The following is a 25,088-nucleotide window of genomic DNA, read 5'->3' on the forward strand; positions in this document are numbered from 1 at the left end:
CCTGTACCGGAAATACCGCTGTCCGGGCACGCTGTCCGGTAAACCGTGCAGACCAGCTAACATCAGGTTATGATAATGAGGGCTATTGACGATCCGGCAGCATTCTATGCTGGAATCGTCTATATAAATGATTAACTTAGATTGTCTGCGCGGAACTGTCATGAAATACAAAACACTTGCCGTTACTACGGGACTGTTGCTGGCGGCATCCCTTTCCTTGCAACCTGTCACTGTTCGGGCTGGCTCGTCTTATGGGCCGGTCAAAAATAATGACACCTTGTGGGATATTGCCAGCCGCAGCCGTCCTTCCTACGATATCAGCGTGCCCCAGATGATGGCAGCCATTCAGGCGAAAAATCCCCATGCTTTTGTGGGGGGTGACATTAATATTTTGCGTCAAGGCGTTCACCTGAATATTCCGCTTGTACCTGAAGTCCAACAAAGTGCGGGCAAGCAGGCCAGTCAAGCCAGCCTTGAGGGTGAAATCAGCCAATTGCGTACCCAACTCAAAGAAGAGCAGGCACGTAGCACGAAACTGGCGGAACAACTCCAGCAGCTACAAGCTTCCCAGACGGCAGCAACCGCCAACCCAAGCACTGATCAGGAACAGGTAGCCAAATTGCAGAATGACCTGATGGTGAAATTACAGACTGAACTGGCAGACCTGCGGGAACAGTTGCAAGCCAAAGATGCGCGTATCGCCGAATTGCAGGCCGCTTCGGTGCAAGTTGCCGCCTTGCCGAATACCACGGCTGACCCGCAAGCCGCGACTCCAGCACAAACCCAGCAAGCTGACGCCACCATGCAGGCCGAGTTGACAGAACTCAAGCAATTGCTGGAACAACGCGATACCCATATCCAGAACCTGCAAGCCTCCTTGCGCGAAGCCAGCATTTCCATCAAGCGCCAGTACGCCGAAAGTCAGGAACTGCACACCCAACTCAAAAAACTCGACCCCGGTAATACTGCCGAAGTACCCCCACCGCCTGCCGAACCCGGCACCACCCACGCGCCGAGTTTGACGCTGGCAGCAGGGGAGGAAACCCCTGCACCCGTTAAAGTGAATGCTCCGGTGTTTATCGACCAGATTGCGAAGCCTGATGCGGGCAACGGTCAGCCAGTTTCCTTGCAGAATATGTTGGAGCAAACCGTGACGGGAAGTGCTTCCGGTACTAACAACGTTAGTTTACCTACCCCGTCGCGGGTATCGTTGGTTATAGCCTTGGTGTCCTTGATGTTTGTGCTGGCTTTGCTGTGGCGTTCCTGGTCGCAGCGCCGGGCACTCAGCAAGGAAGAGGCGCGGCTGCGGGCAGAGCTGGAGGCTTAGCCATCGCCACTGAAACCGTGGTGCTGTTGCACGGTATCTGGATGCGCCCCTGGGCACTGGGGGTGCTGGCTGGCAGGTTGCGGCAGGCGGGGTATGCGGTCAGTATTCCCGCTTATGCATCGGTGAGGCTGACGCCCGCGCAAAACGCCGAGCGCCTGTACGCTTTTCTGAAAACCTTGCCGACGGATTCGCTGCATGTGGTTGCCCACAGTCTGGGTGGGATTGTTGCCTTACATTTGCTTGAAAAATACCCAGAGCTTCCACCGGGGCGTTTGGTGACACTGGGCACGCCCGCGCAAGGCAGCAAGATTGCCCGCGCCATTAAACCCGTACCGGTACTGGGCATGGCGTTTGGTAACAGCATGGTGGAAGGCTTATCCGGCGATGATGTGCCGCAAACCATTGGGCGTGATTGGGGAGCCGTGATCGGGACGCTTCCCGTCGGGCTGGGTTTGCCTTTTCTATGGGGCGAGGCCAGTGATGGTGCGGTACGGGTTAGTGAAGCGCAACACCCGGCGCAAACCGCGCGTATTGAACAGCGGGTGTCGCATACCGGCATGTTGTTTTCACCCTTGACGTTCACTTATATCCAGCGCTTTCTTCAGACCGGGCAGTTTTAGTCCGCTAGCAAGCTCAGTAAACGCTGGCTAACGGCATCAGCATCCTGCGTTTCTACACCACTCAGGTTTTCCAGCAGCGTCGCTTGGGCAGGATGGCTATTGCCTTGTACGCCGGTGAGTGCCGGTTGGGTAACGGGGTAAAGCGCCAAGCCCGGTTTGTCGAGTGCCGCTGCAATGTGCATCAGGCCGGTATCCATACCAATCACCCCTAAGGCTTGCTGCAAGATCGCCGCCAATTCCCCCAAGCGGCAGCGTGGCAGTACCTGTACGCTGCCGGGTACGGTTTGTGCCAGCCGTTCAGCGCGTTGCTGTTCCCGCACATTTCCCCACGGTAGCAGGGTGCTGATGCCGTGTTGGGCAAGGGTGCTGATCAGGGTTTGCCAGTGGGTTTCCGGCCATTCCTTGTCGACGCGGCTGGTACCGTGCAGGGCGACGACGTAACGTGGTGGCAGGGTCATGCTGGGTAATGGGTAATGGCTGTGGGCAATGCCGTGGTCGAGTGGCAGGCTTTCAATGCTATAGCCGAGCGCGTGTGCCATCAGCAGGCGGTTGCGGGTAATGGCATGGCGTTGCTTGGCGACGCTAAAGCCTTGTTGGTAACTCAGGCTGGCGAGCGGTTCGCGGCTGCTGTGATGGTCATAACCGTAGCGTTTGCCGTGTGCCTGCATGGCGATCAAAGCGCTTTTCAGCAGACCTTGGGTATCAATAATGGCGTCGTAATGTTCTTGTTGCAGCCGCTGGCGGAATTGGCTGATTTCCTGCCAAGTCTCTTTACTGAATAAGTGTTTGCGCCAGCGTCTTACGGCAATCGGTAGAATATTTCTGATGGACGGATGCCAAGCGGGTACTTCTGCAAAATTTTCTTCCACTACCCAGTCAATGATCAGGTCTGCCTGCTGATGGTTGGCATCGGTAATAGCCGGTAGCATGTGTACCACGTCGCCAAGTGATGATGTTTTTATGATCAAAATTTTACGCACGGGCGTCATGCAGGCTCCACGTGAAACATTGTTGGTTATTGAGGGTATGGTGAGGCATTGCTGTGGATAAGTCAGTGAATATCATAAAAAAGCGGGGATGGCTATGACTTGATGGCGATTTGATTGTCTTCATGGCTTACCTTAATGCACGATTAAAAAACAGTATTATTTGATAAGTGGCGCTATTTTTCTGATGAATGACTCGTTCAATCCAATTATAGCAATGTTCAAAGGGACTAATAAGTTTTTTTTATTGCAATCAGGGATGGCGCGAATAAATTCCTTTCCTGTGGATAACTTCGTGGATAACTGTGCATTAATGCGTTGGTTCATCGCAGAAAAGTGTAGCAGATTGTAGGTAGAGTGCTGGAAAAGAAAAGCTAGATAGGGTACAAGGCATTTTCGAGCAAATATCTGATAGGGACATGATGAAATACGACGTATTCGGTATCGGCAACGCGCTGGTGGATAAGGAATTTGAGGTAACGGAAGACTTTTTGGCAGCTAACGGCATCCAGAAAGGCATGATGACCCTGATTGATGAGGCAACCCAGCAGCAATTGCTGTCAGGTTTGAGTGCTACCTTTGGCATGAAAAAGCGTGCCAGTGGCGGTTCCGCCGCTAACAGCATCGTGGCGGTGAGCCAGTTTGGTGGCAAGACCTTCTATGCCTGCAAGGTGGCGAATGATGAAACCGGCGAATTTTACATGCATGACCTGCACGCGGCTGGTGTGAATACCAAACTGGATCAAGTGCGTTGCAGTTCTGAGGGCGTAACCGGCAAGTGCATGGTGATGGTGACGCCGGATGCGGAACGTACCATGAATACCTTTTTGGGGATTACGGCGGACTTTTCCGAAGCCGAATTGCATTTGGATGAGTTGAAGCAAGCCCAATACTTGTACATCGAAGGCTATTTGGTCACTTCGGATATTTCGCGTGCAGCGGCCTTGAAAGCGCGGCAAGTAGCGAAGGAACACGGGGTAAAAACTGCGATGACCTTCTCTGACCCGGCGATGGTGCGTTTCTTCCGCAGTGGTGTGGATGAAATGCTGGGCGACGGTGCGGATATTCTGTTCTGTAACCAAGAAGAAGTCAGTGTGTTTACTGGCAAAGACGATCTGGAAGAGGCGATTGTCGCGATCAAGCCCTATGCAGGCAAGCTGGTGATTACGCTGGGCAGCAAGGGTGCGCTGGTGGTAGACGATTCAGGCCGTACCGAAATCGCAGCACATCCGGTTAAAGCGGTGGATACCAATGGCGCGGGCGATATGTTCGCCGGGGCATTCCTGTATGGCATCACCCAGGGGATGGATAATGCACAAGCGGGTAAGCTGGCGAGTCTGGCAGCGTCGCGTATTGTGACAGTATTCGGGGCGCGGCTGGGTAAGGATGCGCACGCTGAAGTATTGGCAGCGGTTTAAAACATTGTCCTTGCCTGCACCGCATCCCGTGCAATCTGTGCCTTCAAGTCGTCAAAGGATGCAAATTTCATTTCATCGCGAATGAAGGCGACAGGTTCTACACAGATATGCTGGCCGTACACCTGTTGCGCAAAGTCGAACAGGTGGGCTTCCAGCCGATTTTCTACACCGTGTACCGTGGGGCGTGCGCCGAGGTTGGCGACCCCGTGTACAGGGTTGGCTTCCAGACCGTAGACTTTCACCGCATACACACCCTTGCGCAGTGCGATGTGTTGCGGAACCCGCATGTTCAGCGTGGGAAAACCGATGGTGCGCCCGCGCTTGTCGCCGTGGCGTACTCGCCCGGAAATGCGGTAAGGTTTACCCAGCAATTCTGTGGCAAGTGCCAGTTCCGCCGTACTTAACGCCAGCCGGATGCGGGTGCTGCTGACGCGCTCGTCTTCGTGCAGGAACGTCGGGGTATCCACAACTTCCATCCCGGCGGCTGCGCCCATTGCTTGTAGCAAGTGGTAATCGCCGCGCCGCCCCTTGCCGAAACGGAAATCATCACCAACCACCAGATAGCGCACCTTCAAGCCATCCAGCAGGATGTGTTGCACGAAATCTTCCGCTTCCATGCTGGCCAATTGCTGGTTGAAACGCAGGCAGGCGAAGCGCTCGACCTTCATGGCCTGTAACAGCCGCAGCTTGTCACGCAGCGCATAAATACGCGGTGGCGGGGGGCGGCGGAAAAACTCGATTGGTAACGGCTCGAAGCTGATCACGGTGGCGGGCAGATTCAAGGCCTGCGCTTTTCGCTCGACGTGTTGGATAACGGCCTGATGCCCTTTGTGCAAGCCATCGAAATTGCCGATGGTGGCAACACAACCGGGGTCATGGGCGGGAGCGGGTAAGATGCGGCGTATCAGTTTCATGTCTGGAGTTTACCCCAAACTGGGAAACTGTTGTTGCCGTAATGCCTCATACACGACTACCGCTACCGTATTCGACAGGTTGAGGCTACGGCTATCCGGCAGCATCGGCACGCGCAGTTTTAGCTCTTCCGGCAGGCTCAGCAGCAAGGCTTCTGGCAAGCCACGGGTTTCTGGGCCAAACAGCAATACATCACCCGCTTCAAAGACTGCATCGCTGTAATGGGTGCTGGCTTTGGTGCTCAGGGCGAATACCCGCTTGCCCTGTATAGCCAGGTTAAACGCGGCGAAACTCTCATGTTCTTGCACCACCGCGAGGTCACGGTAATCCATCCCCGCGCGGCGTACCTGCTTTTCATCCAGTGAAAAGCCTAGCGGGTGGATCAGGTGTAAACGGCAACCTGTATTGGCACACAGGCGCATGATGTTACCGGTATTCGGGGGAATTTCCGGTTGGTAAAGCGCAATATCAAACACTAAAAACAGTCTTCCCTGCCAATAAGGTACGTTTTACCGCACCGTTAAAATTCCAGCCACCGAACGGCGAATTGCGCCCGTCACTGTGCATGTGATTCAAATCCAGTTCCCACAGGGCTGAGGGGTCGAACAGCACCAGATCGGCGGGTGCGCCAACACTGAGATGCCCGGCTTCATTGTTAATGATATGCGCGGGGCTGTCGGTGACTTTACGCAAGGCTTCCGGCAGGCTCAATACCCCGTCTTCCACCAAGCGCAAGGTCAGCGGCAACAAGGTTTCCAGCGCGGAAATCCCCGGTGCGGTCTGTTGGAATGGCGCGAGTTTGGCATCGACTTCATGCGGCTGATGGTCGGAACAAATCGCATCAATCGTGCCATCTGCCAGCCCTTCGCGCAGTGCATCGCGGTCACGGTCAGCCCGTAACGGCGGCATGACGTGGCATAAGGGGTTAAAATCACTCACATCCATATCAGTCAAAAACAGTTGGTGTGCTGCGACATCGGCGGTAATGTCGAGGCCACTGGCTTTAGCCTGCCGGATCAGGCGCACACTCATGCGGGCAGACAAGCGACAGAAATGCACTTTCGCCCCGGTGTGGCTGGCAAGCGCCAAGGTTTGCGCGACCGCGACCGTTTCCGCTGCTGACGGAATCGCAGGCAAACCCAGCCGTGCTGACACTTCACCCTCATGCATAAAGCCACCCGCCGCCAGCGCGTGTTCCACCGGGTAGATGAACACCGTCAAATCATGGGTAGCGGCGTATTCCATCGCCCGCCGCAAGGTTTGCAGGCTGTGGAAAGGCTGTTGCCCATTGCTGACCCCTACGCACCCGGCACGTTTCAGGCTCGCCATATTGCTGAGGTGCTCGCCCTGCAAGCCTTTGGTCAGATTGCCGATGATTTCGACATTGGCGTAGTGCGAACGGCGGTTGAGGTCGCAAATCAGCTTGACCTGTGCGGCATTGTCAAAGTTGGCTTTGGGTTCCGGCTGGTAACATAGCGTGGTGATGCCACTGCTGGCGGCAGCAAAGGTTTCGCTGGCGAGGGTGGCTTTGTGGTCTAGCCCCGGTTCGCGCAGGCAAGCCGCCAAATCCACCAAACCGGGGAAGACCCACAGCCCTTTAGCGTCCAGCGTTTCGTCGGCAGCAAAGGCGGCAGAGGCTTCTGCCAACGCGGTAATGCGACCGTTGTCGATGAGGATAGTGCGTTGCCCATCCAGCCCGCTTGCTGGGTCGATGACCCGCGCATTGCGTATTAATAAGCTCATGCTGTTCCCCCTTGTGGCCCCATGATCATCGACATGACCGCCATGCGCACGGCAATCCCGTTGGTGACTTGTTCAAGAATCACCGATTGCGGGCCATCGGCCACCCGCGAATCAATTTCCACCCCGCGATTGATGGGGCCGGGGTGCATGACAATGGCATCGGGTTTGGCGAGTTTCATGCGTTCTTCGGTGAGGCCGTAGAGTTTGAAAAATTCCCGTTCGGAAGGCAGCAGCGCGGTTTGCATCCGTTCGCGTTGCAGGCGCAGCATAATGACCACATCCACGTCGGCAATGCCTTGTTCCATGTGGTGGAACACGTTGACACCCATTTTTTCTATCCCAGCGGGAATCAGCGTTTTCGGGGCAATCACCCGCACTTCGCCGGTGGCCAGCGTGGTCAGGGCGTGGATTTGCGAACGCGCCACCCGCGAATGCAGCACATCGCCGACAATCGCCACTTTTAAAGGCTGGAAACTACCCTTTTTCTGGCGGATGGTGAACATGTCCAACATCGCTTGGGTGGGGTGAGAATGCCGCCCATCGCCTGCATTCAGCACGCTGATGTGCGGGGCGCAGTAACGTGCAATGAAATGCGCTGCCCCGGCGTGTTCATGGCGCACCACAAACATGTCGGCGTTCATCGCTTCCAGATTGCGCACTGTATCCAGCAAGGATTCGCCTTTGGAGGCAGATGAGGTACGAATATCGAGGTTGGTGACATCCGCACCCAGTCGTTGCGCGGCAATTTCAAAGGTGACGCGGGTACGGGTGGAATTCTCGAAAAACAGGTTCATGACCGTTTTGCCGCGCAGCAGGGGGGCTTTTTTCTGCTGTTTATTCGGCAAGGTAACGAATTGTTCCGCGCGATCGAGGATCTCTTCCAACAATAGCGGCGGCAAACCTTCGATAGTCAGAAAGTGTTTCAACTTGCCGTCTTTGGTCAATTGCATACGCGACGGTAGCGGCCCTGGGGAAAGGTGAGCGTGGAGCATGGATGCACTCGCTGTTATTTTGAACACTAAAGGTGCGAGTATCTTACAAGGTTGCGCCTGTAAAGCGAATAGCGTAGCTTAGTTTTCCTGTAACAAACGACCGACGGAAGCCTTTCATGCAAGCCATTCTCGCCAACCCACGCGGCTTTTGTGCCGGTGTTGATCGTGCCATCGAAATTGTCGACCGAGCACTGGAAATCCTCGGCGCACCCATCTACGTGCGTCACGAAGTCGTGCATAACCGCTTTGTGGTGAACAATTTGCGCGAAAAAGGTGCGATTTTCGTGCAGGAACTCGACGAAGTGCCCGACGATGCCACGGTCATCTTCAGCGCCCACGGGGTGTCGCTGGCGGTGCAGGAGGAAGCCAAACGCCGTGGCCTGAAAGTATTCGATGCCACTTGCCCGCTGGTCACGAAAGTGCATATCGAAGTGATGCGTTACAGCCGCGAAGGCCGCGAAACCGTCCTCATTGGCCACAAAAATCACCCGGAAGTCGAAGGCACAATGGGTCAATACGACACGTCACACGGCGGCGCGGTCTACCGGGTCGATTCCCCGCAGGAAGTGGCGGAATTGGACGTGCGTAACCCGGACAAGCTGGCTTTCGTTACCCAGACTACCTTGTCGGTGGATGATGCCTCCATCGTGATTGATGCCTTGCGCAGCCGCTTCCCCGCCATCATCGGCCCGAAAAAAGACGACATTTGCTACGCCACCCAGAACCGTCAGGATGCGCTGAAAAAGCTTGCCGATGAAAGCGATATGATCCTCGTGGTGGGTTCACCCAACAGTTCCAACTCCAACCGTTTGCGCGAAATTGCCGAAAAGCGCGGCACACCCGCTTACCTGATCGACGGCGCGGAAGACATCCGTGACGAATGGCTGGTTGGCAAGCAAAGCATTGGCGTGACCGCAGGCGCATCCGCCCCGGAAGTGCTGGTGGAAGGCGTGATTGCCCACCTGCAAGCGCACGGTGCGAATGTGCGGGTGCAGGATTCGGGTATCACTGAAAATGTCTCGTTTGTGCTGCCGAAAGCCTTACGGCGGGATTAATTAATCCCCATTGCCACCCGGTTTCAGCTTCCAAATCTCGCGGTTGTACTCTTCCATCGTGCGGTCGGTGGAGAAGAACCCGCTGCTGGCGGTATTGAGGATGCTCATGCGTGTCCAGTGTTCCTGATCCTGCCAAGCCACGGCTACATGTTCTTGCGCATTCACGTAGCTGCGGAAGTCAGCAAGGGTCATCCACGGGTCGTTCTGGCTCATCAGCGCATCCAGCACCATGTCGAAAATGCCCGGTTCGCTCATGCTGAAATGCCCGCTGCGGATCAGTTCCAGCACGCCGCGCAAGTCTTCATCCTGCTCGACGTAATGCCACGGGCGGTAGCAATGGCGTAACTCATCCACATCATTGGCGCGTAAGCCGAACAGGAAGAAGTTTTCCTGCCCCACCGCATCCATGATTTCGATGTTTGCACCGTCATACGTGCCGATGGTGAGCGCCCCGTTCATCATGAACTTCATATTGCCCGTGCCGGACGCTTCTTTGCCTGCGGTGGAAATCTGTTCGGACAGGTCGGCTGCCGGAGCGATGACTTCCATGCTGGAAACGCGGTAGTTGGGGATGAACGCAACTTTCAGCTTGCCATTCACTTCCGGGTCGCTATTGATCACTTCCGCCACGCTGTTGATCATCTTGATAATGCGTTTTGCCATCACGTAACCGGGGGCGGCCTTGCCACCAATCAGCACGCAACGGTTTGCCCAGTTCTCCAGCTTGCCCAGCTTGATGCGGCGGTAGAGGTGGACAACGTGCAGCAGGTTGAGCAACTGGCGCTTGTACTCGTGGATGCGTTTGACCTGTACATCGAACAGCGCGGTAGGGTTGAAATCGACCCCGCATTCCTGTTTTACCAAGGCTGCCAAGCGCTGTTTATTGGCGAGTTTGACTTCGCGCCAGCGGGCATGGAAGTCGATTTGCGCCGGGTTGGCCAATGGTTTGAGTTTTGCCAGTTGGTCAAGGTTGCGTATCCAGTCGTTGCCGATGTGTTCGCTGATCAGTGCGGTCATGCCGGGGTTGGCATGGGCAACCCAGCGCCGGGGGGTAACACCGTTGGTTTTGTTGTTGAACTTGTGCGGCCAGAGTTGGTAGAAGTCGTGGAACAGGCCATCAACCAGCAATTGCGAATGCAGGGCTGCCACGCCGTTGACCGAGAAGCTGCCAACAATGGCGAGCCACGCCATGCGTATTTGTTGTTCCGCGCCTTCTTCAATGATCGACATGCGGCGCTGACGCTCAGTGTCGCCCGGCCATTTCATGGCCACTTGGCGCAAGAAGCGTGCATTGATTTCGTAGATGATTTCCAGCAAGCGCGGCAGCAGTTTGACGAACAAGTGGACTGCCCAGCGTTCCAGTGCTTCCGGCAACAGGGTGTGGTTGGTGTAAGCCATGCAGTTGGCAGTAATGCTCCAAGCCTCATCCCAGTTCAAGCCTTTGTCATCCATCAGGATGCGCATCAGCTCCGCCACCGCGATGGTCGGGTGGGTGTCATTCATCTGGAACACATGTTCGGCAGCGAACTTGCTGTAGTCGCTATTGCCCTGACGTTCCCACAAGCGGATGGCGTCTTTCAAGCTGGCGGATGCGAGGAAATATTGCTGGCGTAAGCGCAATTCCTTACCGTTTTCACTGCTGTCATTGGGGTAGAGCACCATCGAAATGTGTTCGGCGTGGTTCTTGGCTTCCACCGCTTCGGTGTAACTGCCTGCGTTGAATTCGTCGAGGTTGAATTCGTCGGTGGCGGTGGCTTTCCACAAGCGTAAGGTATTGACAGTATTGTTTTTATAGCCTGAAATCGGCATATCGAACGGTATGGCCAGCACGTCATTGGTGCCAACCCAACGTACTCGCTGATTGCCGCTGTGGTCGATAAAATGTTCGGTGTAACCGCCAAACTGGACGCGCTGGCTGTATTCGGCACGCTCCACTTCCCAGGGGTTATCGTCGCGCAGCCAATGGTCGGGGTCTTCGATCTGGTAGCCGTTTTCAATGTGCTGGCGGAACATGCCGTATTCGTAACGGATGCCATAACCCACCACCGGCAAGCGTAAGGTGGCGCAACTGTCCATGAAACACGCGGCGAGTCGCCCCAAGCCACCGTTGCCCAGACCCGCATCCGGTTCTTGCGAGGCAACCTCTTCCATATTGGTGCAATAGTTCAGCAAGGCAGTTTTGGTCGGCTCACAAATATCGAGGTTCAGCAGGTTGTTACTGAGGGAACGCCCGATCAAAAATTCCAGCGACATGTAGTAGGCGCGGCGTTTGCCCGGTTGCAGGTAATCGCCCCAAGTCGCACGCCAATCCACCATCAAACGGTCGCGCAAGGTGTACGCCAGTGCCTGATACAAATAGACCGGCTTGCACCCCTGAAAACGCCCCAAGTGGTAGGACAGGTAACGCTGGAAATCTTCACCGAGTGCCTCTGCATCATTCGACAGCGGATCTAGCGGTACGGGTACATAAGGAATGTGGTGAGAAAAATGCTCTGTCACGGTGTTGCTCCTTTGTTGTATAGCGCCAGATAGTCTGCCGCACTGTTATCCCATCCGAATGCATGATTCATGCCGGTTGTTTGTATTTGTTGCCACAAGCGTGGTTGGTAAAAACAATCCAGCGCCCGCAGGATCGTGCCTTTCAAAACACTGGTGATCGGTTCGTGGAACACGAAACCGTCGGCAATACCCCGTTCCAGATTGGCTTGGGAAGCATCCACGACCGTATCCGCCAACCCGCCGGTATGCAGCACGATGGGGGGCGTGCCGTAGCGCAAGCTGTACATCTGATTCAAACCGCACGGTTCAAAGCGCGACGGCATCAGGAACATATCTGCCCCGGCTTCCAGCAAATGCGCCAATTGTTCGTCATAGCCGATGAACACAAACACCCGCTCGGGGTGCAGCGTTGCCAGTTCCCGCAGGCGTTGTTCAAAATGGCTGTGCCCTGCGCCGATCAGCACGAAACGCGCATCGGTGGTCGCCAGTAAATCGGGGATGGCGTTGATGATCAGATCCACACCTTTCTGTTCCACCAAGCGGCTGACCATGCCCAGTAACGGGAATGGCAGGTGGGGTTCAGGATTTTCCACCCCAAAACGTTGCAGCAAGGCCAGCTTGTTACGGCTTTTGCCGGGCTGAATCTGTTCGGCGGAATAATGCGCGGGCAAGTGGGTATCGGTGGCAGGGTTCCATACCTCAGTATCAATGCCGTTAAGGATGCCGTGCAGTTTGTAGCGCCGCGATTGCAGCAAGCCATCCATGCCGTAACCAAACGCCGGGGTGCAAATTTCGCGGGCATAGGTAGGGCTGACCGTCGTCACCGCGTCCGAATACACAATGCCTGCTTTCAGCATCGAAAAGCCGCCGTAAAATTCCGCGCCTTCTGCCGACCACCAATAGCTGGGCAGTTTCAGGCTGACGAAATCCGCCTGCGAAAAATGCCCGCCGTAAGCCATGTTGTGGATGGTGAAAATCCGTTGCGGGCACTGTTGCAAGCCATCCAGAAACGCGGGAACCAGCCCGGTTTGCCAGTCATGCGCGTGCACCACCTCCGGCTTCCAGCCAATATCCAGCGCATCCCGCGCCAGTTCGGTGGCGGCTCGCGCAAACACGGTGAAGCGCTCGGCATTATCCGCCCAATCGTAGCCATTCGGTTGCAAATACGGGTTGCCGGGGCGGTCAAACAGCGCCGGACAATCCACAATCCACAGCGGGAACGGGTAGTCGGGGTGGTGGCTTTGCAGAATGCGCACGGTGTGCATTTGCCCCGCGCCTTGCAGTTCCAGCCAGCCGAGGATGCGCACGCTACTTAACTTGCGTAACAACTCACGGTAGCCCGGCAGCAAGAGCCGCACATCCACATCCGCACCATGCAGGGCAACGGGTAGGCTGTAGGCGACATCGCCCAAGCCCCCGGTTTTGACCAGTGGATAGACTTCACTGGCAACAAACAGTAGTTTCATCAGCACGCTTGTAAGAACAGCGCCGCGAGTGGCGGCAGGGTTACTTCGACCGAATGCTCAAACCCCATCCAGGGATGGGCTTGCACCGGAATCATGCCTGCATTGCCGCAATTGCTCCCGCCGTAGTATTCCGAATCGGTATTCAGCACTTCGCGGTAGTGATCGGCAGCAGGAACCCCAATACGGTAGGCGTAACGGGGTACAGGGGTAAAGTTTAGCAATATAACCAGCTTATCGGCGGGGTTTTCCCCGTGACGAATCAAGCTCAGCACCGACTGATCAGAATCGTGGCAATCAATCCACTGGAAGCCGCGCCCATCAAAGTCGTAATGGTGTAACGCGGCTTGTTCCCGATACAGGTGGTTCAAGTCGCGCAGCAAATGGCGGATGCTGTCATGTGCCGGGAAGTTGCACAGTGCCCAATCCAGTTCCTTTTTCACGTTCCATTCTGCCCACTGCCCGAATTCACTGCCCATGAACAGCAGCTTTTTGCCGGGGTGTGCGTAATGCCACGCATAAAACAGCCGCAGGTTGGCGAAGGCTTGCCAGTAATCCCCCGGCATTTTATCCAGCATACTGTGCTTTAAATGCACCACTTCGTCGTGGGACAGCGGCAGTACGAAGTTTTCCGAATAGGAATACACTTGGCTGAAGGTCAGCAAGTTGTGGTGGTATTTGCGGTGTACCGGGTTCTGCTCGATGTAGGACAGGTTGTCGTTCATCCAGCCCATGTTCCATTTCATGCTGAAACCCAAACCACCGATTTCCACCGGGCGCGATACCGCAGGCCATGCGGTGGACTCTTCCGCAATCGTGAGTATGCCGGGGAAGTAGCCATGCACCACGGTATTCATTTCACGCAGGAAGGCAATCGCTTCGATATTCTCGCGCCCGCCGTACTGGTTGGGCAGCCATTCCCCGGCATTGCGTGAGTAATCCAGATACAGCATCGAGGCCACGGCATCCACCCGCAGGCCGTCGATGTGGAATTCATCCATCCAGAACAGCGCGTTGGAAATCAGGAAGTTTTTCACTTCATTACGCCCGAAATCGAAAATCAGCGTACCCCAGTCCTGATGTTCGCCCCGGCGTGGGTCAGCGTGTTCGTAGAGCGGTTCGCCGGTGAATTTCGCCAGCGCAAAATCATCTTTGGGGAAATGCGCCGGAACCCAGTCCAGCAACACGCCCAGCCCCGCTACGTGGCAAGCATCCACGAAGGCGCGGAAATCATCCGGTGTGCCGTAACGCGCGGTGGGGGCGTAATAGCCGGACACCTGATAACCCCATGATTCATCCAGCGGGTGTTCCGCCACTGGCATTAGCTCGATGTGGGTGTAGTTCAGGTCGGTCACGTAGGGGATCAGCGTAGCGGTTAATTCTGCCCACGAATAAAAGCGCCCGTCGGGGTGCTTACGCCATGAACCGGGGTGTAATTCGTAAACGCTGAGTGGCTTATGTTGCCAGTCGAAGGTTTCGCGAGCGGTAATCCACTCGCCATCTTGCCAGCCGTAAGGCGTGGCAACAGGTACGCAGGACGTGGTTTCCGGGCGCATGAACATTTGCTGTGCATACGGGTCGGTTTTCACCACAATCGCATCGTGACGGTTAAGGATTTCGTACTTGTAAGCCGTGCCTGCTGCCAGACCGGGGATGAAGATTTCCCAGATGCCAGAATCGCCGCGTACCCGCATGGGGTGACGTCGCCCATCCCACGCATTGAAATCGCCGATCACGCTGACACGCTTGACCGCTGGTGCCCACACCGCAAACAGTGAGCCGGTCACGCCATCCACTTCGGTGAAACGTGCACCCAGCACTTTCCAGGCGTGGTGATGGCGACCTTGCCCGAGGAGATGCAGGTCAAGGTCGCCTATTTGTGGCGTAAACGTATAGGGACAGACGGCATCGTGCCAGTTACCTGCTTGTTTGTCCTGCCAGCTTAGGGCGGGATGCGAGGCGAAGGGGGTAGCCGAAGGGGGAAACCTCGCTTCAAAACAATCAGTACCTTCCAGGCGTGCCATGAGACCATGCCCGACGATTTCAACCGCTTCAGCGGCAGGCATGAAACTACGCAGCACCCAGTGGCCATCCGGTAGCGGATGCCATCCCAGCCAATCAAACGGGTCGTGATGTGTGCCTTGTTGTATCCGACGCAAGTTCTCGTTCATTTCGCTGGTGTCCCTGTAGTGTTTCATGCAATTGTGATGCCAGAGTTTTTGGTATGTCTGACCAGTCGACACGCCACGCCCAATTACCCTCCACTGTGCCGGGGGTATTCATGCGGGCTTCGCTGCCTAAGTGCAGTAAATCCTGCAAGGGGATGATCGCGAGCAAGGCGCGGCTGCCGAAGATGGTATTCAGCATCGCATCTGTCACCTGTGAGGTGTCGTGAATGCCCAGCACTTGCATGACGTGCTGCTGCATTCCCGAGTCCAGACTGGTGAACCAGCCTTGCAAGGTGTCGTTGTCGTGTGTACCCGTATAATACACGGTATTGTCGCGGACATTTTGCGGCTTGTGCGGGTTATCTTCAAAGTGGTCAAAACCAAATTGTAATACGCTCATACCCGGCAAGCCGTATTTGTCACGCAGCGCAGTCACATCCGGGGTAATCACGCCCAAATCTTCAGCAACCAGCGGGATATTGCCCATAGCGGCTTGAATGCTGGCGAGCATCGCGTCCCCGGCAACGTCTTGCCAGTAACCGTTGATGGCGGTTGGCTCACTGACCGGAATCATCCAGCTTGCTGCCAGCCCCCGGAAATGGTCAAGCCGTACCAGATCAAAAAATTCAAAGTGATAAGCCAGCCGTTGCCGCCACCACTCGAAGTTTTCGGCCTGCATGTGTTCCCAGTTATAGTGCGGATTGCCCCAACGCTGCCCCGTTTCGGAGAAATAGTCGGGGGGAACGCCGGTCACAAACGTCGGCGTGCCGGTGTCATCCAGCAGGAAACGTGCGGGGTGCGCCCACACATCAGCACTGTCGTAAGCCACAAAGATGGGCATGTCACCGAACAGGTACACGCCGTGTTCCCGCGCATAGCTGCGTAATGCCTGCCACTGCCGCCAGCAGTCGTATTGCTCGTGGATGATGGCAGCGATGTCTTCGGCGTGTTCACCGCGTGCCGCAAACAGGGTCTGCGGGGTGCGGCTGCGGAAGGCTTCTGGCCATGCGCTCCATTCCTGCCCGTTGAATTGCTGCTTGAGCACCATGAACAGGGCGTAGTCTTCGACCCAGTGCTTCTGGTTTTCGTACCAGTGCTCATACTCCCCCCTTTGCAAAAGGGGGGCTGGGGGGGATTTTCCCCCAAACAATCCCGGATTCACGGCAAAGGCGGAGGCGCATTGGTAGGGTGATAACCCCGCCAGCGGTACACCCAGCGGCAACATTTGCCAGACCTTGAAGCCTGCTGTTGCGAGCCAGTCGACCCAGCGGTAAGCGTCTGCGTCCAGTTTGCCGGAGGGCAATGAGGTAGGGTGCAGCAGGATGCCTGCCGCGCGTCCAATCGTTTGTAAATTGCCCATCAGGTATTCCTACGCATTGTGCCAGCGTTTTCAGCTATTGCCCCGCCGTGGGACATGGGTTTATCCAGATAATCCGGCGCTGCTACTGCCAGCATTTCGTAAAGTTTGCGCAATTGTTGCCGGAACAGGCGTTCAAAGTCGCGCACACTGTCCGCCGGGTTGTAATCGCCGAACCACCAGAACCAGTCGGAACCTTCACAGATCCCCAGTTGGCGGCTGGCGAGTTCCTGTTGCTGTTTATCCAAGGTGCCTGCTGCCATCACCGCATCGAAAGCGACTTTGGCGGCGGCGAGATAATCCCAGCCCCGGTTCTTGTCGACTGAACCGATCCACGTGGAGAATGAGCCATACACCCAGCTTCCCGCGCAAATGGCAGGCAGGGGGCGCGTCGGCAAGTGGCTGGCCTCAGCAAACGTGACCATTTTGATCTGGTCGGAACTGCTGAGGGCGGCGTACAGGGCATCGAGGAAATACGTACCGTTTTTCGGGTAATATTCCCATGCATTTTCGCCATCCAGAATGATCGAGACCACTTGTTTTGAGGCATTCTGGTTGAGGAATACCGCAATGTTTTCCAGATGTTGCACAAAATCGGCCACTGCATCGCGGGCGTGCCAGTCGCTGTATTTGAAGCCAATCAGGTCAGACAAGCCATCATCGCGGAAGAACAGGCGCACACTGCTGTCGGGTTGCTGATACGGCATGAACAGGCTGCGTTTACTGTGCTCGTCTGCGCCATCATAAGCGGACAGGCGGCAACTGTTACGCCACACACCTTCACCGGAAGCCGTCCAGCGGATACCGATTTCATCCAGCAATTGCACAGCGTCATCGCTGATCCCGCCTTCCGAGAGCCATACGCCCTGTGGTTTCAGGCCGAAATAGTGCTCGAACACCGCAATGCCCCGTTCCAGATGCCAACGCGACCGCACTACCCCGCCGGGGTATTCGCTGGCCTGCGGCACCGGTGCTTCCGGCAAGGAACAGTGCAGGTTCTGGAAGTCATTCAGCAGCGGTACAATCGGGTGCATGTAAGGCGTCATCGACAGTTCCACCTGCCCGCGCTCCGCCAGTTTGCGGTAGCGCGGGATCAGGCTGCCCAGACAATCACGCATCACACCCAGCAAGTCGCGCCGGTCAGCCAAACTGAATTCGCTGCCCTGCTGTAACAGGCGCTGAATGATCGGCAAATCCTGCAACGATTGCCCCATCCATGCCAAGTGATACCACGTCAGCAAATCCAGAAAGTACTGGTCGCTCAAATACGCCAGCGAACAACGGAAATGTTGGCTGCCCACCCCTGAGTCATCGGTTGCGCCAATCATTTTGAACAGGCGCTGAAACGGTGCGTGCGGGTGGATCATGGTTGGCGCATGGCACCGCTGGCACTCGGCAATCAAGTCTGCCCGTCCCGCCGTGTCGGTGGGGACGGGAATTACCCCTGCCAGCAAGTTCAGCAATTTGTCCTGCATGGCAGTGCCCTTGCTCAAAAAGGCACTTAACTGCTGGGCGTAATCATCAATTTGCTCCAGTAAAACCGGGGCAAAGTTGACCACGGTGCGCATCCGGGCATTCTTTTCCAGATGCGCAGCCATGTCGCTGTAATCCTTGATGCCATGCAAGTAAACCCACGGCAGGCGGTATTCACCGTCTAACCCATTGCGATACCACGGCTGATGCATGTGCCAGCAGAGAACAACATTTAACTGGCCATTCGCCATAACATATCCCTATCGCCTGTGCGTAATTTCTGCCCCATCATCTCCGCCGTGACCAGCACAATGCCTTCGGGCGTAACGTGGAAGCGTTTGCGGTCGAGTTCGAGGTCTTCCCCGATAATCGTACCGTCGGGGATCACCGTGCCTTTGTCGATAATGGCCTTGGTGATCCGGCAGTTCTTGCCAATGCTGACCTTGGGTAAGATCACGCTGTCCTTGATCGAGGAATAACTTTCAATGGTGGTGGCAAAGAACACCAGCGAGCGTTTCACCCGCGCCCCGGAGAGGATGCACCCGGCTGAAATCAGCGAGTCAATCGCCTCACCCCGGCGACCGTCGTCGTCGAAGACGAATTTGGCAGGCGGGTATTGCGGCTGGTACGTCCAAATCGCCCAATCACGATTATACAAATTCAGTTCAGGGTCGACCGCGCACAGTTCCATATTGGCTTGCCAGTAGGAATGCACCGTGCCCACATCGCGCCAGTAGCCCGGTTCGCCTTTATCGGTGCGGAACGGGAAAGCCATCGCGGTGGAGGTGTGGATGTTGGAAGGAATAATATCCCGCCCGAAATCCCGCGAGGAATGCACTTTCGCCGCATCTTCGTACAACACCTTGTAGAGGAAGTCGCGCGAAAAAATGTAAATGCCCATCGACGCCAGCGCCATGCCCGGTTTGTCAGCAATCTCTTCCGGGTGTGCAGGCTTCTCGGTAAATTTGGTAATGCGCAAGTTTTCGTCGACTGACATTACCCCAAAGCCTTTGGCCTCTTCCACCGGCACTTCAATGCAACCGACGGTGAAATCGGCTTTGGAGTTGACGTGGTGCAACAACATCTTGGAATAATCCATGGTGTAGATGTGGTCGCCACCCAGCACCAGCACGTATTCCGGGTCATGGCGTTGCACGATGTCGATGTTCTGGAACAAGGCGTCTGCCGTGCCCTGATACCATTCCTTTTTGCTGGTACGTTGCTGCGCGGGCAGGATTTCAACAAATTCACCGATTTCAGCCCGCATGAAACCCCAGGCGCGTTGCAAGTGGCGGATCATGGAATGCGATTTGTACTGGGTCAGCACCCCAACGCGGCGGATGCCGGAGTTCACACAGTTCGACAGGGCGAAGTCGATAATGCGGTATTTGCCGCCAAACGGCACGGCAGGTTTTGCCCGCCATTGGGTCAGGTCTTTAAGGCGCGAACCTTCGCCACCTGCCAGCACCAAGGCCAGGGTTTTACGGGTGTATTCGGTGACCATTTTAGGCTCGGTGTAATAGCGGTACAGTTTCGCCTGTTGATCTTTGTCCAGTGTCATGGTGTGTCGTCCTTAATGGTGCGGCGCTTTGCCACTCTGCATCGCTGCATGGCGGCGCTGGCGATAGTGGTTGATCAGGCCATTGGTGGAAGCATCGTGGCTGGTGACGGCTTCGGTCATATTCAGTTCGGGTTGGATGCGTTTGGCGAGTTGCTTGCCGAGTTCCACGCCCCATTGGTCGAAGGAGTTCAGGTTCCAGATAATGCCTTGCACGAAAATCTTGTGTTCGTAGAGGGCAATTAGCATTCCCAGACTGTGCGGGGTGAGCGCATCCAGTAACAGGGCGTTGCTGGGGTGGTTGCCTGCAAAGACTTTGGGAGCATGGGGTTCGCTGACACCACCGCTGATGGTTTCCTCAAGGGAGCGCCCGTGCATTAAGGCTTCGGTTTGCGCCAGAAAGTTGGCCATAAGAATGTCATGCTGCTCGTGCAAGCCGTTGGGCTGGGTGGCTGAAATGATGAAGTCCGCCGGAATCAAGCGCGTTCCCTGATGGATCAACTGGTAAAAAGCGTGTTGCCCGTTAATGCCACTCGTGCCCCAGATGATTGGGCCGGTTTCGTAATCCACGTTGTGCCCGTCGCGGTCGACGGATTTGCCGTTACTTTCCATGTCAGCCTGTTGCAGGTACAGCGGCAAGCTGCGCAAGTAATGGTCGTAAGGCAAGATTGCTTGCGTGGCTGCCCCAAAGAAATTGCTGTACCAAACGCCTAACAGCGCCAGGATGACTGGCATATTGCGTTCAAACGGTGCTTCCCGGAAGTGTGTGTCCATCTCGTGTGCGCCACCCAGCAAGCGGCGGAAGTTGTCTGCACCGACCGCCAGCACGATGGAAAGCCCAATGGCTGACCACAGCGAATAGCGCCCGCCTACCCAGTCCCAGAAACCGAACATATTGTCCGGGTCAATCCCGAAGTCGGTGACGGCTTCACGGTTGGTGGAAACGGCGACGAAATGCTTGGCGATATGCGCGGCATCCCCCGCGTGTTGCAGGAACCAGTCACGCGCATAGGCGGCATTGGTCATGGTTTCCTGCGTGGTAAAGGTTTTCGAGGCGACGATGAACAGGGTGGTTTCGGGGTCGAGGGTTTCCAGTTTTTCCTTGATGTGCGCACCGTCAACGTTGGAGACATAATGCATCTCCAGCCGTGAATGCCGGTAGGTTTTGAGCGCCTGATACACCATGTGTGGGCCGAGGTCGGAACCCCCGATGCCAATGTTCACCACATCCACAATGGCTTTGCCAGTATGGCCTGTCCAAGTACCGCTGCGTACCCGCTCGGCGAATGCGCTCATCTGGGCGATGACCGCGTTGACATCAGGCATGACATCTTCGCCATCCACCCTCACGGGTGTATTGCTTTGGTTACGCAAGGCCGTGTGCAGCACGGCACGCTGTTCGGTATTGTTGATTTTGTCGCCTTGGAACATGCGGTCGCGCCAGCCTGCCACATCGGCGACTTCCGCCAGTTGTGTCAGCAATTGCAGGGTTTCAGCGGTGATACGGTTTTTGGAATAGTCGAGCAGGATATCGCCGACTTGCAGGGAAAAGTGCTCGAAGCGTTCGGGGTCAGCCGCGAACAGTTCACGCATGTGGACGGTGCGCAGCGTTTGGTAATGGTGTTGTAAGGCATGATTGACGGTGTGGTGAAGTGGTGGCTTCTGCATGATCTCTCCTTGTTCGGGTGGCCGGCAGAATCTTGATTTATGCAAATTATATGCCGGAAAACTGTTACGCCACCTTGATCTGGCGCATGTTTATTGTTGTAAACCCTGCAAGATTTTCCGCGAAACCAACTGAACACGCAATTAAATTTTATTCATGCCAAGGGGTTTTGCATCAGCAGCCACTGGTACCCACCTTGCAAGAGGCTATCCTGCCCGTTGCGGATTGTATTTTGATTTTGTAGCGGGGGGTGGAGCCGAGATTCAGTGTTTGCTCATATTCTGTTGCGCCTGTCGCCAGGGTCAGGCTACCGCTGATACCAGCAATGCCGCCATTGGGTTTGTAGCGGAGAGTGGGCGCGGTGGATGAAGTACCCGTAATGGTAATGCCGTTGAAGTCTGGCGTGGTATCCAGCAGGATTTCTTCAGCCGCATTGGTATTACCGGGGCCATAGTTGCAGCCCGTGGCATCGACGGCACCGTAATTGCCACAATCGACAAACACGATCCAGCCATTTTCAAAGCCGCCGCTGGTAGCGCAGCCAGAGCCTGTGCTATTACGCACACACATGGTAACGGGGAATGAGCGTTTGATGGCTTCAGCACGCACGTAGTTGAGGGTGGAAACCAGTTGGTTGTTCAAGGCGGTTAGACGGTTGCTTTCAACCATTTCGCGTAGCGAGGGTGCTGCCATGGTTGCCAGAATCGCCACAATGCTGATGGTAACGAGCAGCTCAATCATGGTCAGGCCGGTTTGTGAGTACTTGCTCATGAGGTGTTCCCTTGGCTGTTATATTATTTGGGATTCATGGGAAAAAAGGCGTCCATGCCATGCACATACTTCCTTGTGTGGCGGAGTATACAGAAGCTGATGATCGGTATGGGTACAAAGGAGATGAACGGCTTGGCAGGGCGGACTAGCCGTGTTATTTACGCCAGAATGCCGGGGTCAGGATCACCAGCATGGTAAACAATTCCAGTCGCCCCATCAACATGGCTAGACACAGCCACCATTTGGAGAAATCATCCATGCTGGCAAAGTTTCCCGCGACCTCCCCCAGCCCCGGCCCAAGGTTGTTCAGTGTGGCAGCTACCGCAGAAAAAGCGGTGATCTGATCATGCCCACGTGCCATCAAGACCAGCATGAACATCACAAATACCGCAATATATACTGAGAAAAACCCCCACACGGCTTGCACCACATCTTCGGGCAGCGGGTGGCGGTTGATTTTGATACGGATACGCGCATTGGGGTGAATCAGGCGATTCACCTCGCGTATGCCCTGTTTCACCAGCAGCAAAAAGCGGATGACTTTCATCCCCCCAGCCGTAGAAGCTGCGCACCCCCCCACAAAGCTGGCAAACAGCAACAAGACTGGCAAGAAACCGGGCCATTCGCTGTACCCGGTGGTGGTGAAGCCGGTGGTCGTAGCGATGGAGACCACATGAAACAGCGAGTGCCGCCATGCTTGTGACAGTTCCGCATGGGTTTCGGTGTAAAACAGATAAGTGGTGCTCACCAGCACCAACCCCGTCATCATGAGGGCATAGGCACGAAATTCCGAGTCGCGCAGATAGCCCCGCACACTGGCATTACGCCATGCCATGAAATGCAAACCGAAATTGACCCCGGCAAGCAGCATGAAAACAATCGCCACGGATTCAATCGCACTGTTGTCAAAGTGCCCGATACTGGAGTCATGCGTTGAAAAGCCGCCAATCGCGACCGTGCTGAAACTGTGCGAAACCGCATCGAACCAGTCCATACCCGCCACCCGGAAGGCTAGCGTACACAACACGGTTAGCGCGAGGTAGATATACCATAGCAACTTGGCCGTTTCGGTAATACGTGGAGTCAGTTTGGCATCTTTCATCGGCCCTGGTGTTTCCGCACGGTAAAGCTGCATTCCGCCGACACCCAGAATCGGCAAGATAGCCACGGCGAGCACAATGATCCCCATGCCGCCCAGCCACTGCAATTCCTGTCGGTAAAACAGCACGGAACGGGGTAAGCCATCCAGCCCGACAATGACCGTTGCCCCGGTGGTTGTCAGGCCGGAAATGGATTCAAATATCGCATCGGTTGCTGAAATTTCGACAGCATCCGACAAGATAAACGGGAGCGAGCCTGAAACACCCAGTACTACCCAGAACAGTACCACAATCAGGAAGCCATCCCGCGAGCGCAATTCCCCTCGCTGTCGATGCATCGGTAGCCACAGCAAGCCCCCCCCTGCCAGCAGCAAGGCCATACTTTTCCAGAATGGCAGGGTATCGGGGTCGCCCATTACCTTGCCAATCAGGATAGGCGGCAACATGGTCAAGCTGAATACCATCAGTAATAGACCCAGTACCCGTTGTATGACTTTGAACTGCACTAAACCTCAAATACTGTTAGCGTCGCCAGAAGGCAGGCGTCAGTAATACTAGCACAGTAAACAGCTCCAGCCGCCCCATTAGCATAGCGAGCGACAACCACCATTTAGAAAAGTCATTCAGCCCGGCAAAATTGGAGGAAACATCACCCAAACCAACACCCATATTGTTCAACGTGGCAGCCACCGCAGAAAAGGCCGTCACCTGATCAGCACCCGCTGCGATCAGGCCGAGCATGAAAACGGTAAATACCGCGATATACATGGCAAAAAATCCCCAGATGGATTTCACGATTTGCTCGGATACGGGTTCTCCATTGATCTTGATGTGAAGATGGGCAGTGGGGTGTGGTAATAACGTGACTTCACGGATACCTTGTTTCATCAACAACAGGAAGCGGATAACTTTGATGCCCCCGCCTGTTGAACCCGCACAGCCGCCGACAAAACTGGAAAAGATCAGCAAGGTTGGCAACAGGTTGGGCCAGGCTGAATGATCGGTGACGACCAAGCCTGTCGAGGTCATCACCGATGTCACATGGAACAATGCGTAACGGAAAGCCTGCTCAGGGTCGGTGATGGTATGAAAGCCCAGCAACAAAGCAAAGGCTGTCAGGGTCAGTAACACAATCACACTGATATAGGCACGGAACTCCGAATCCCGCCAATAAAGCCCCGGTTTGCGGCGGCTCCACACCACAAAATGCAGGCTAAAATTCATGCCTGCCAGTAACATGAATAGGATGCTGATGTAATCAATCGCACTGCTGTCAAAATAAGCCATGCTGGAATCATGGGTAGAAAATCCCCCGGTGGATAACACCGAAAACGCATGACAAACCGCATCAAACCAGCTCATGCCTGCAATACGATAGGCCAGCACACACAACAGTGTCAGTGCCAGATACACATACCACAACAGTTTGGCGGTTTCGGTAATGCGCGGGGTCAGCTTGGCATCCTTGATCGGGCCTGGGGTTTCTGCCCGGTAGAGCTGCATTCCCCCCACCCCCAGCATAGGCAGGATGGCAACCGCCAGCACAATGATACCCATCCCCCCCAACCAATGCAGTTCCATGCGGTAAAAGTTCAGGGAGCGAGGCAAGCTGTCAATGCCCACCAGAACTGTTGCGCCCGTGGTGGTGAAACCTGAAACTGTTTCAAAAAAAGCATCTGCCGCACTCAAGTCCAACTGGTCTTCCAGTAGGAAAGGTACTGCCCCTGCCGCACTCAGGGTTGTCCAGAACAACACGGCGATCAGGAAGCCATCGCGCAGGCGCAGGTCACGCCGTTCCCGGTGTACCGGCAGCCACAGCAGAAATCCCACCAACAGGGTCAGCAGAAAACCATCGAAAAAGGGCGCTAGCTGGGGGTCGCCCATCACCCAGCCTACCAGCACCGGCGGTAACATGGTTAGGCTGAAGACCATGATCAGTAAGCCCAGAATCCGCTGAATGACTTTGTACTGCATAAGCCT

Annotated in this window: 19 protein-coding genes; 4 read left to right on the forward strand and 15 right to left on the reverse strand. The window is 55.5% G+C overall.

Features of this window, described 5'->3' with window-relative positions; genetic code table 11:
* The first annotated feature begins 160 nt into the window (after window positions 1–160).
* Both J9253_RS16235 and J9253_RS16240 read left to right on the forward strand, forming a co-directional pair.
* Window positions 161–1,327 (forward strand): FimV/HubP family polar landmark protein, encoded by a 1,167-nt coding sequence (locus J9253_RS16235; RefSeq protein WP_210221941.1) that lies wholly within the window; start codon window positions 161–163, stop codon window positions 1,325–1,327.
* Complete coding sequence (locus J9253_RS16240; protein WP_210221942.1) at window positions 1,255–1,947, forward strand: esterase/lipase family protein; 693 nt, start codon at window positions 1,255–1,257, stop codon at window positions 1,945–1,947. The genes J9253_RS16235 and J9253_RS16240 overlap by 73 nt, the downstream gene beginning before the upstream one ends.
* Here J9253_RS16240 and waaC read toward each other — a convergent pair.
* Complete coding sequence (gene waaC, locus J9253_RS16245) at window positions 1,944–2,936, reverse strand: lipopolysaccharide heptosyltransferase I (RefSeq protein ID WP_210221943.1); 993 nt, start codon at window positions 2,934–2,936, stop codon at window positions 1,944–1,946. The two genes, J9253_RS16240 and waaC, sit on opposite strands and share 4 nt — an antisense overlap.
* Before the next feature lie 416 nt (window positions 2,937–3,352).
* Here waaC and J9253_RS16250 point away from each other — a divergent pair, with 416 nt between their 5' ends.
* The gene (locus tag J9253_RS16250; RefSeq protein WP_228291406.1) at window positions 3,353–4,351 is read left to right on the forward strand and encodes an adenosine kinase; all 999 of its coding nucleotides are present in this window, start codon (window positions 3,353–3,355) and stop codon (window positions 4,349–4,351) included.
* On the opposite strand, the gene ribF is transcribed toward J9253_RS16250, so the two are convergent.
* The 4 genes from ribF to J9253_RS16270 are packed head-to-tail and all read right to left on the reverse strand — an operon-like array spanning window position 4,348 to window position 7,956.
* Window positions 4,348–5,265: a bifunctional riboflavin kinase/FAD synthetase gene (ribF, locus tag J9253_RS16255; RefSeq protein ID WP_028488995.1), complete on the reverse strand. Its 918-nt coding sequence runs from the start codon at window positions 5,263–5,265 to the stop codon at window positions 4,348–4,350. The two genes, J9253_RS16250 and ribF, sit on opposite strands and share 4 nt — an antisense overlap.
* A 9-nt stretch (window positions 5,266–5,274) precedes the next feature.
* Complete coding sequence (locus J9253_RS16260; protein WP_210221944.1) at window positions 5,275–5,739, reverse strand: tRNA (cytidine(34)-2'-O)-methyltransferase; 465 nt, start codon at window positions 5,737–5,739, stop codon at window positions 5,275–5,277.
* Window positions 5,732–7,006 (reverse strand): dihydroorotase, encoded by a 1,275-nt coding sequence (locus J9253_RS16265; protein WP_028488993.1) that lies wholly within the window; start codon window positions 7,004–7,006, stop codon window positions 5,732–5,734. The genes J9253_RS16260 and J9253_RS16265 overlap by 8 nt, the downstream gene beginning before the upstream one ends.
* Window positions 7,003–7,956, reverse strand: a complete 954-nt coding sequence (locus tag J9253_RS16270) for an aspartate carbamoyltransferase catalytic subunit (RefSeq protein WP_028488992.1) — start codon at window positions 7,954–7,956, stop codon at window positions 7,003–7,005. The genes J9253_RS16265 and J9253_RS16270 overlap by 4 nt, the downstream gene beginning before the upstream one ends.
* A gap of 158 nt (window positions 7,957–8,114) precedes the next feature.
* On the opposite strand from J9253_RS16270, the gene ispH reads away from it, so the two are divergent.
* Window positions 8,115–9,053: a 4-hydroxy-3-methylbut-2-enyl diphosphate reductase gene (ispH, locus tag J9253_RS16275; protein WP_210221945.1), complete on the forward strand. Its 939-nt coding sequence runs from the start codon at window positions 8,115–8,117 to the stop codon at window positions 9,051–9,053.
* Here ispH and J9253_RS16280 read toward each other — a convergent pair whose 3' ends face one another.
* From J9253_RS16280 to J9253_RS16325, 10 genes are all read right to left on the reverse strand, one after another.
* Window positions 9,054–11,552, reverse strand: coding sequence for a glycogen/starch/alpha-glucan phosphorylase (locus tag J9253_RS16280; RefSeq protein ID WP_210221946.1), 2,499 nt, complete (start codon window positions 11,550–11,552; stop codon window positions 9,054–9,056).
* Window positions 11,549–13,018: a glycogen synthase GlgA gene (glgA, locus tag J9253_RS16285; protein ID WP_210221947.1), complete on the reverse strand. Its 1,470-nt coding sequence runs from the start codon at window positions 13,016–13,018 to the stop codon at window positions 11,549–11,551. The genes J9253_RS16280 and glgA overlap by 4 nt, the downstream gene beginning before the upstream one ends.
* A complete protein-coding gene (gene glgB, locus J9253_RS16290; RefSeq protein ID WP_228291407.1) occupies window positions 13,018–15,213 on the reverse strand; it encodes a 1,4-alpha-glucan branching protein GlgB in 2,196 nt (731 codons plus the stop codon). Before glgB ends, glgA begins: the two co-directional genes overlap by 1 nt.
* A complete protein-coding gene (gene malQ / locus J9253_RS16295) occupies window positions 15,134–16,543 on the reverse strand; it encodes a 4-alpha-glucanotransferase (protein ID WP_210221948.1) in 1,410 nt (469 codons plus the stop codon). The genes glgB and malQ overlap by 80 nt, the downstream gene beginning before the upstream one ends.
* Complete coding sequence (locus tag J9253_RS16300) at window positions 16,543–18,264, reverse strand: glycoside hydrolase family 57 protein (protein WP_210221949.1); 1,722 nt, start codon at window positions 18,262–18,264, stop codon at window positions 16,543–16,545. Before J9253_RS16300 ends, malQ begins: the two co-directional genes overlap by 1 nt.
* Window positions 18,246–19,574 (reverse strand): glucose-1-phosphate adenylyltransferase, encoded by a 1,329-nt coding sequence (glgC, locus tag J9253_RS16305; protein ID WP_028488985.1) that lies wholly within the window; start codon window positions 19,572–19,574, stop codon window positions 18,246–18,248. The genes J9253_RS16300 and glgC overlap by 19 nt, the downstream gene beginning before the upstream one ends.
* A gap of 12 nt (window positions 19,575–19,586) precedes the next feature.
* Window positions 19,587–21,239 (reverse strand): glucose-6-phosphate isomerase, encoded by a 1,653-nt coding sequence (gene pgi, locus J9253_RS16310; RefSeq protein WP_210221950.1) that lies wholly within the window; start codon window positions 21,237–21,239, stop codon window positions 19,587–19,589.
* Between the two features lie 172 nt (window positions 21,240–21,411).
* On the reverse strand, window positions 21,412–22,008 hold the full coding sequence (locus tag J9253_RS16315; protein ID WP_210224648.1) for a GspH/FimT family pseudopilin: 597 nt from the start codon (window positions 22,006–22,008) through the stop codon (window positions 21,412–21,414).
* A 154-nt stretch (window positions 22,009–22,162) separates the two neighbouring features.
* Entirely contained in the window at window positions 22,163–23,614 is a 1,452-nt protein-coding gene (locus J9253_RS16320) for a TrkH family potassium uptake protein (protein ID WP_210221951.1), read from the reverse strand.
* Between the two features lie 16 nt (window positions 23,615–23,630).
* Window positions 23,631–25,082 carry a TrkH family potassium uptake protein gene (locus J9253_RS16325; protein WP_210221952.1) on the reverse strand — a complete coding sequence of 484 codons (1,452 nt, stop codon included), beginning with the start codon at window positions 25,080–25,082 and terminating at the stop codon, window positions 23,631–23,633.
* Between the last annotated feature and the right edge of the window lie 6 nt (window positions 25,083–25,088).

The sequence above is a fragment of the Thiothrix litoralis genome (genome assembly GCF_017901135.1).
Lineage (GTDB): Bacteria > Pseudomonadota > Gammaproteobacteria > Thiotrichales > Thiotrichaceae > Thiothrix > Thiothrix litoralis.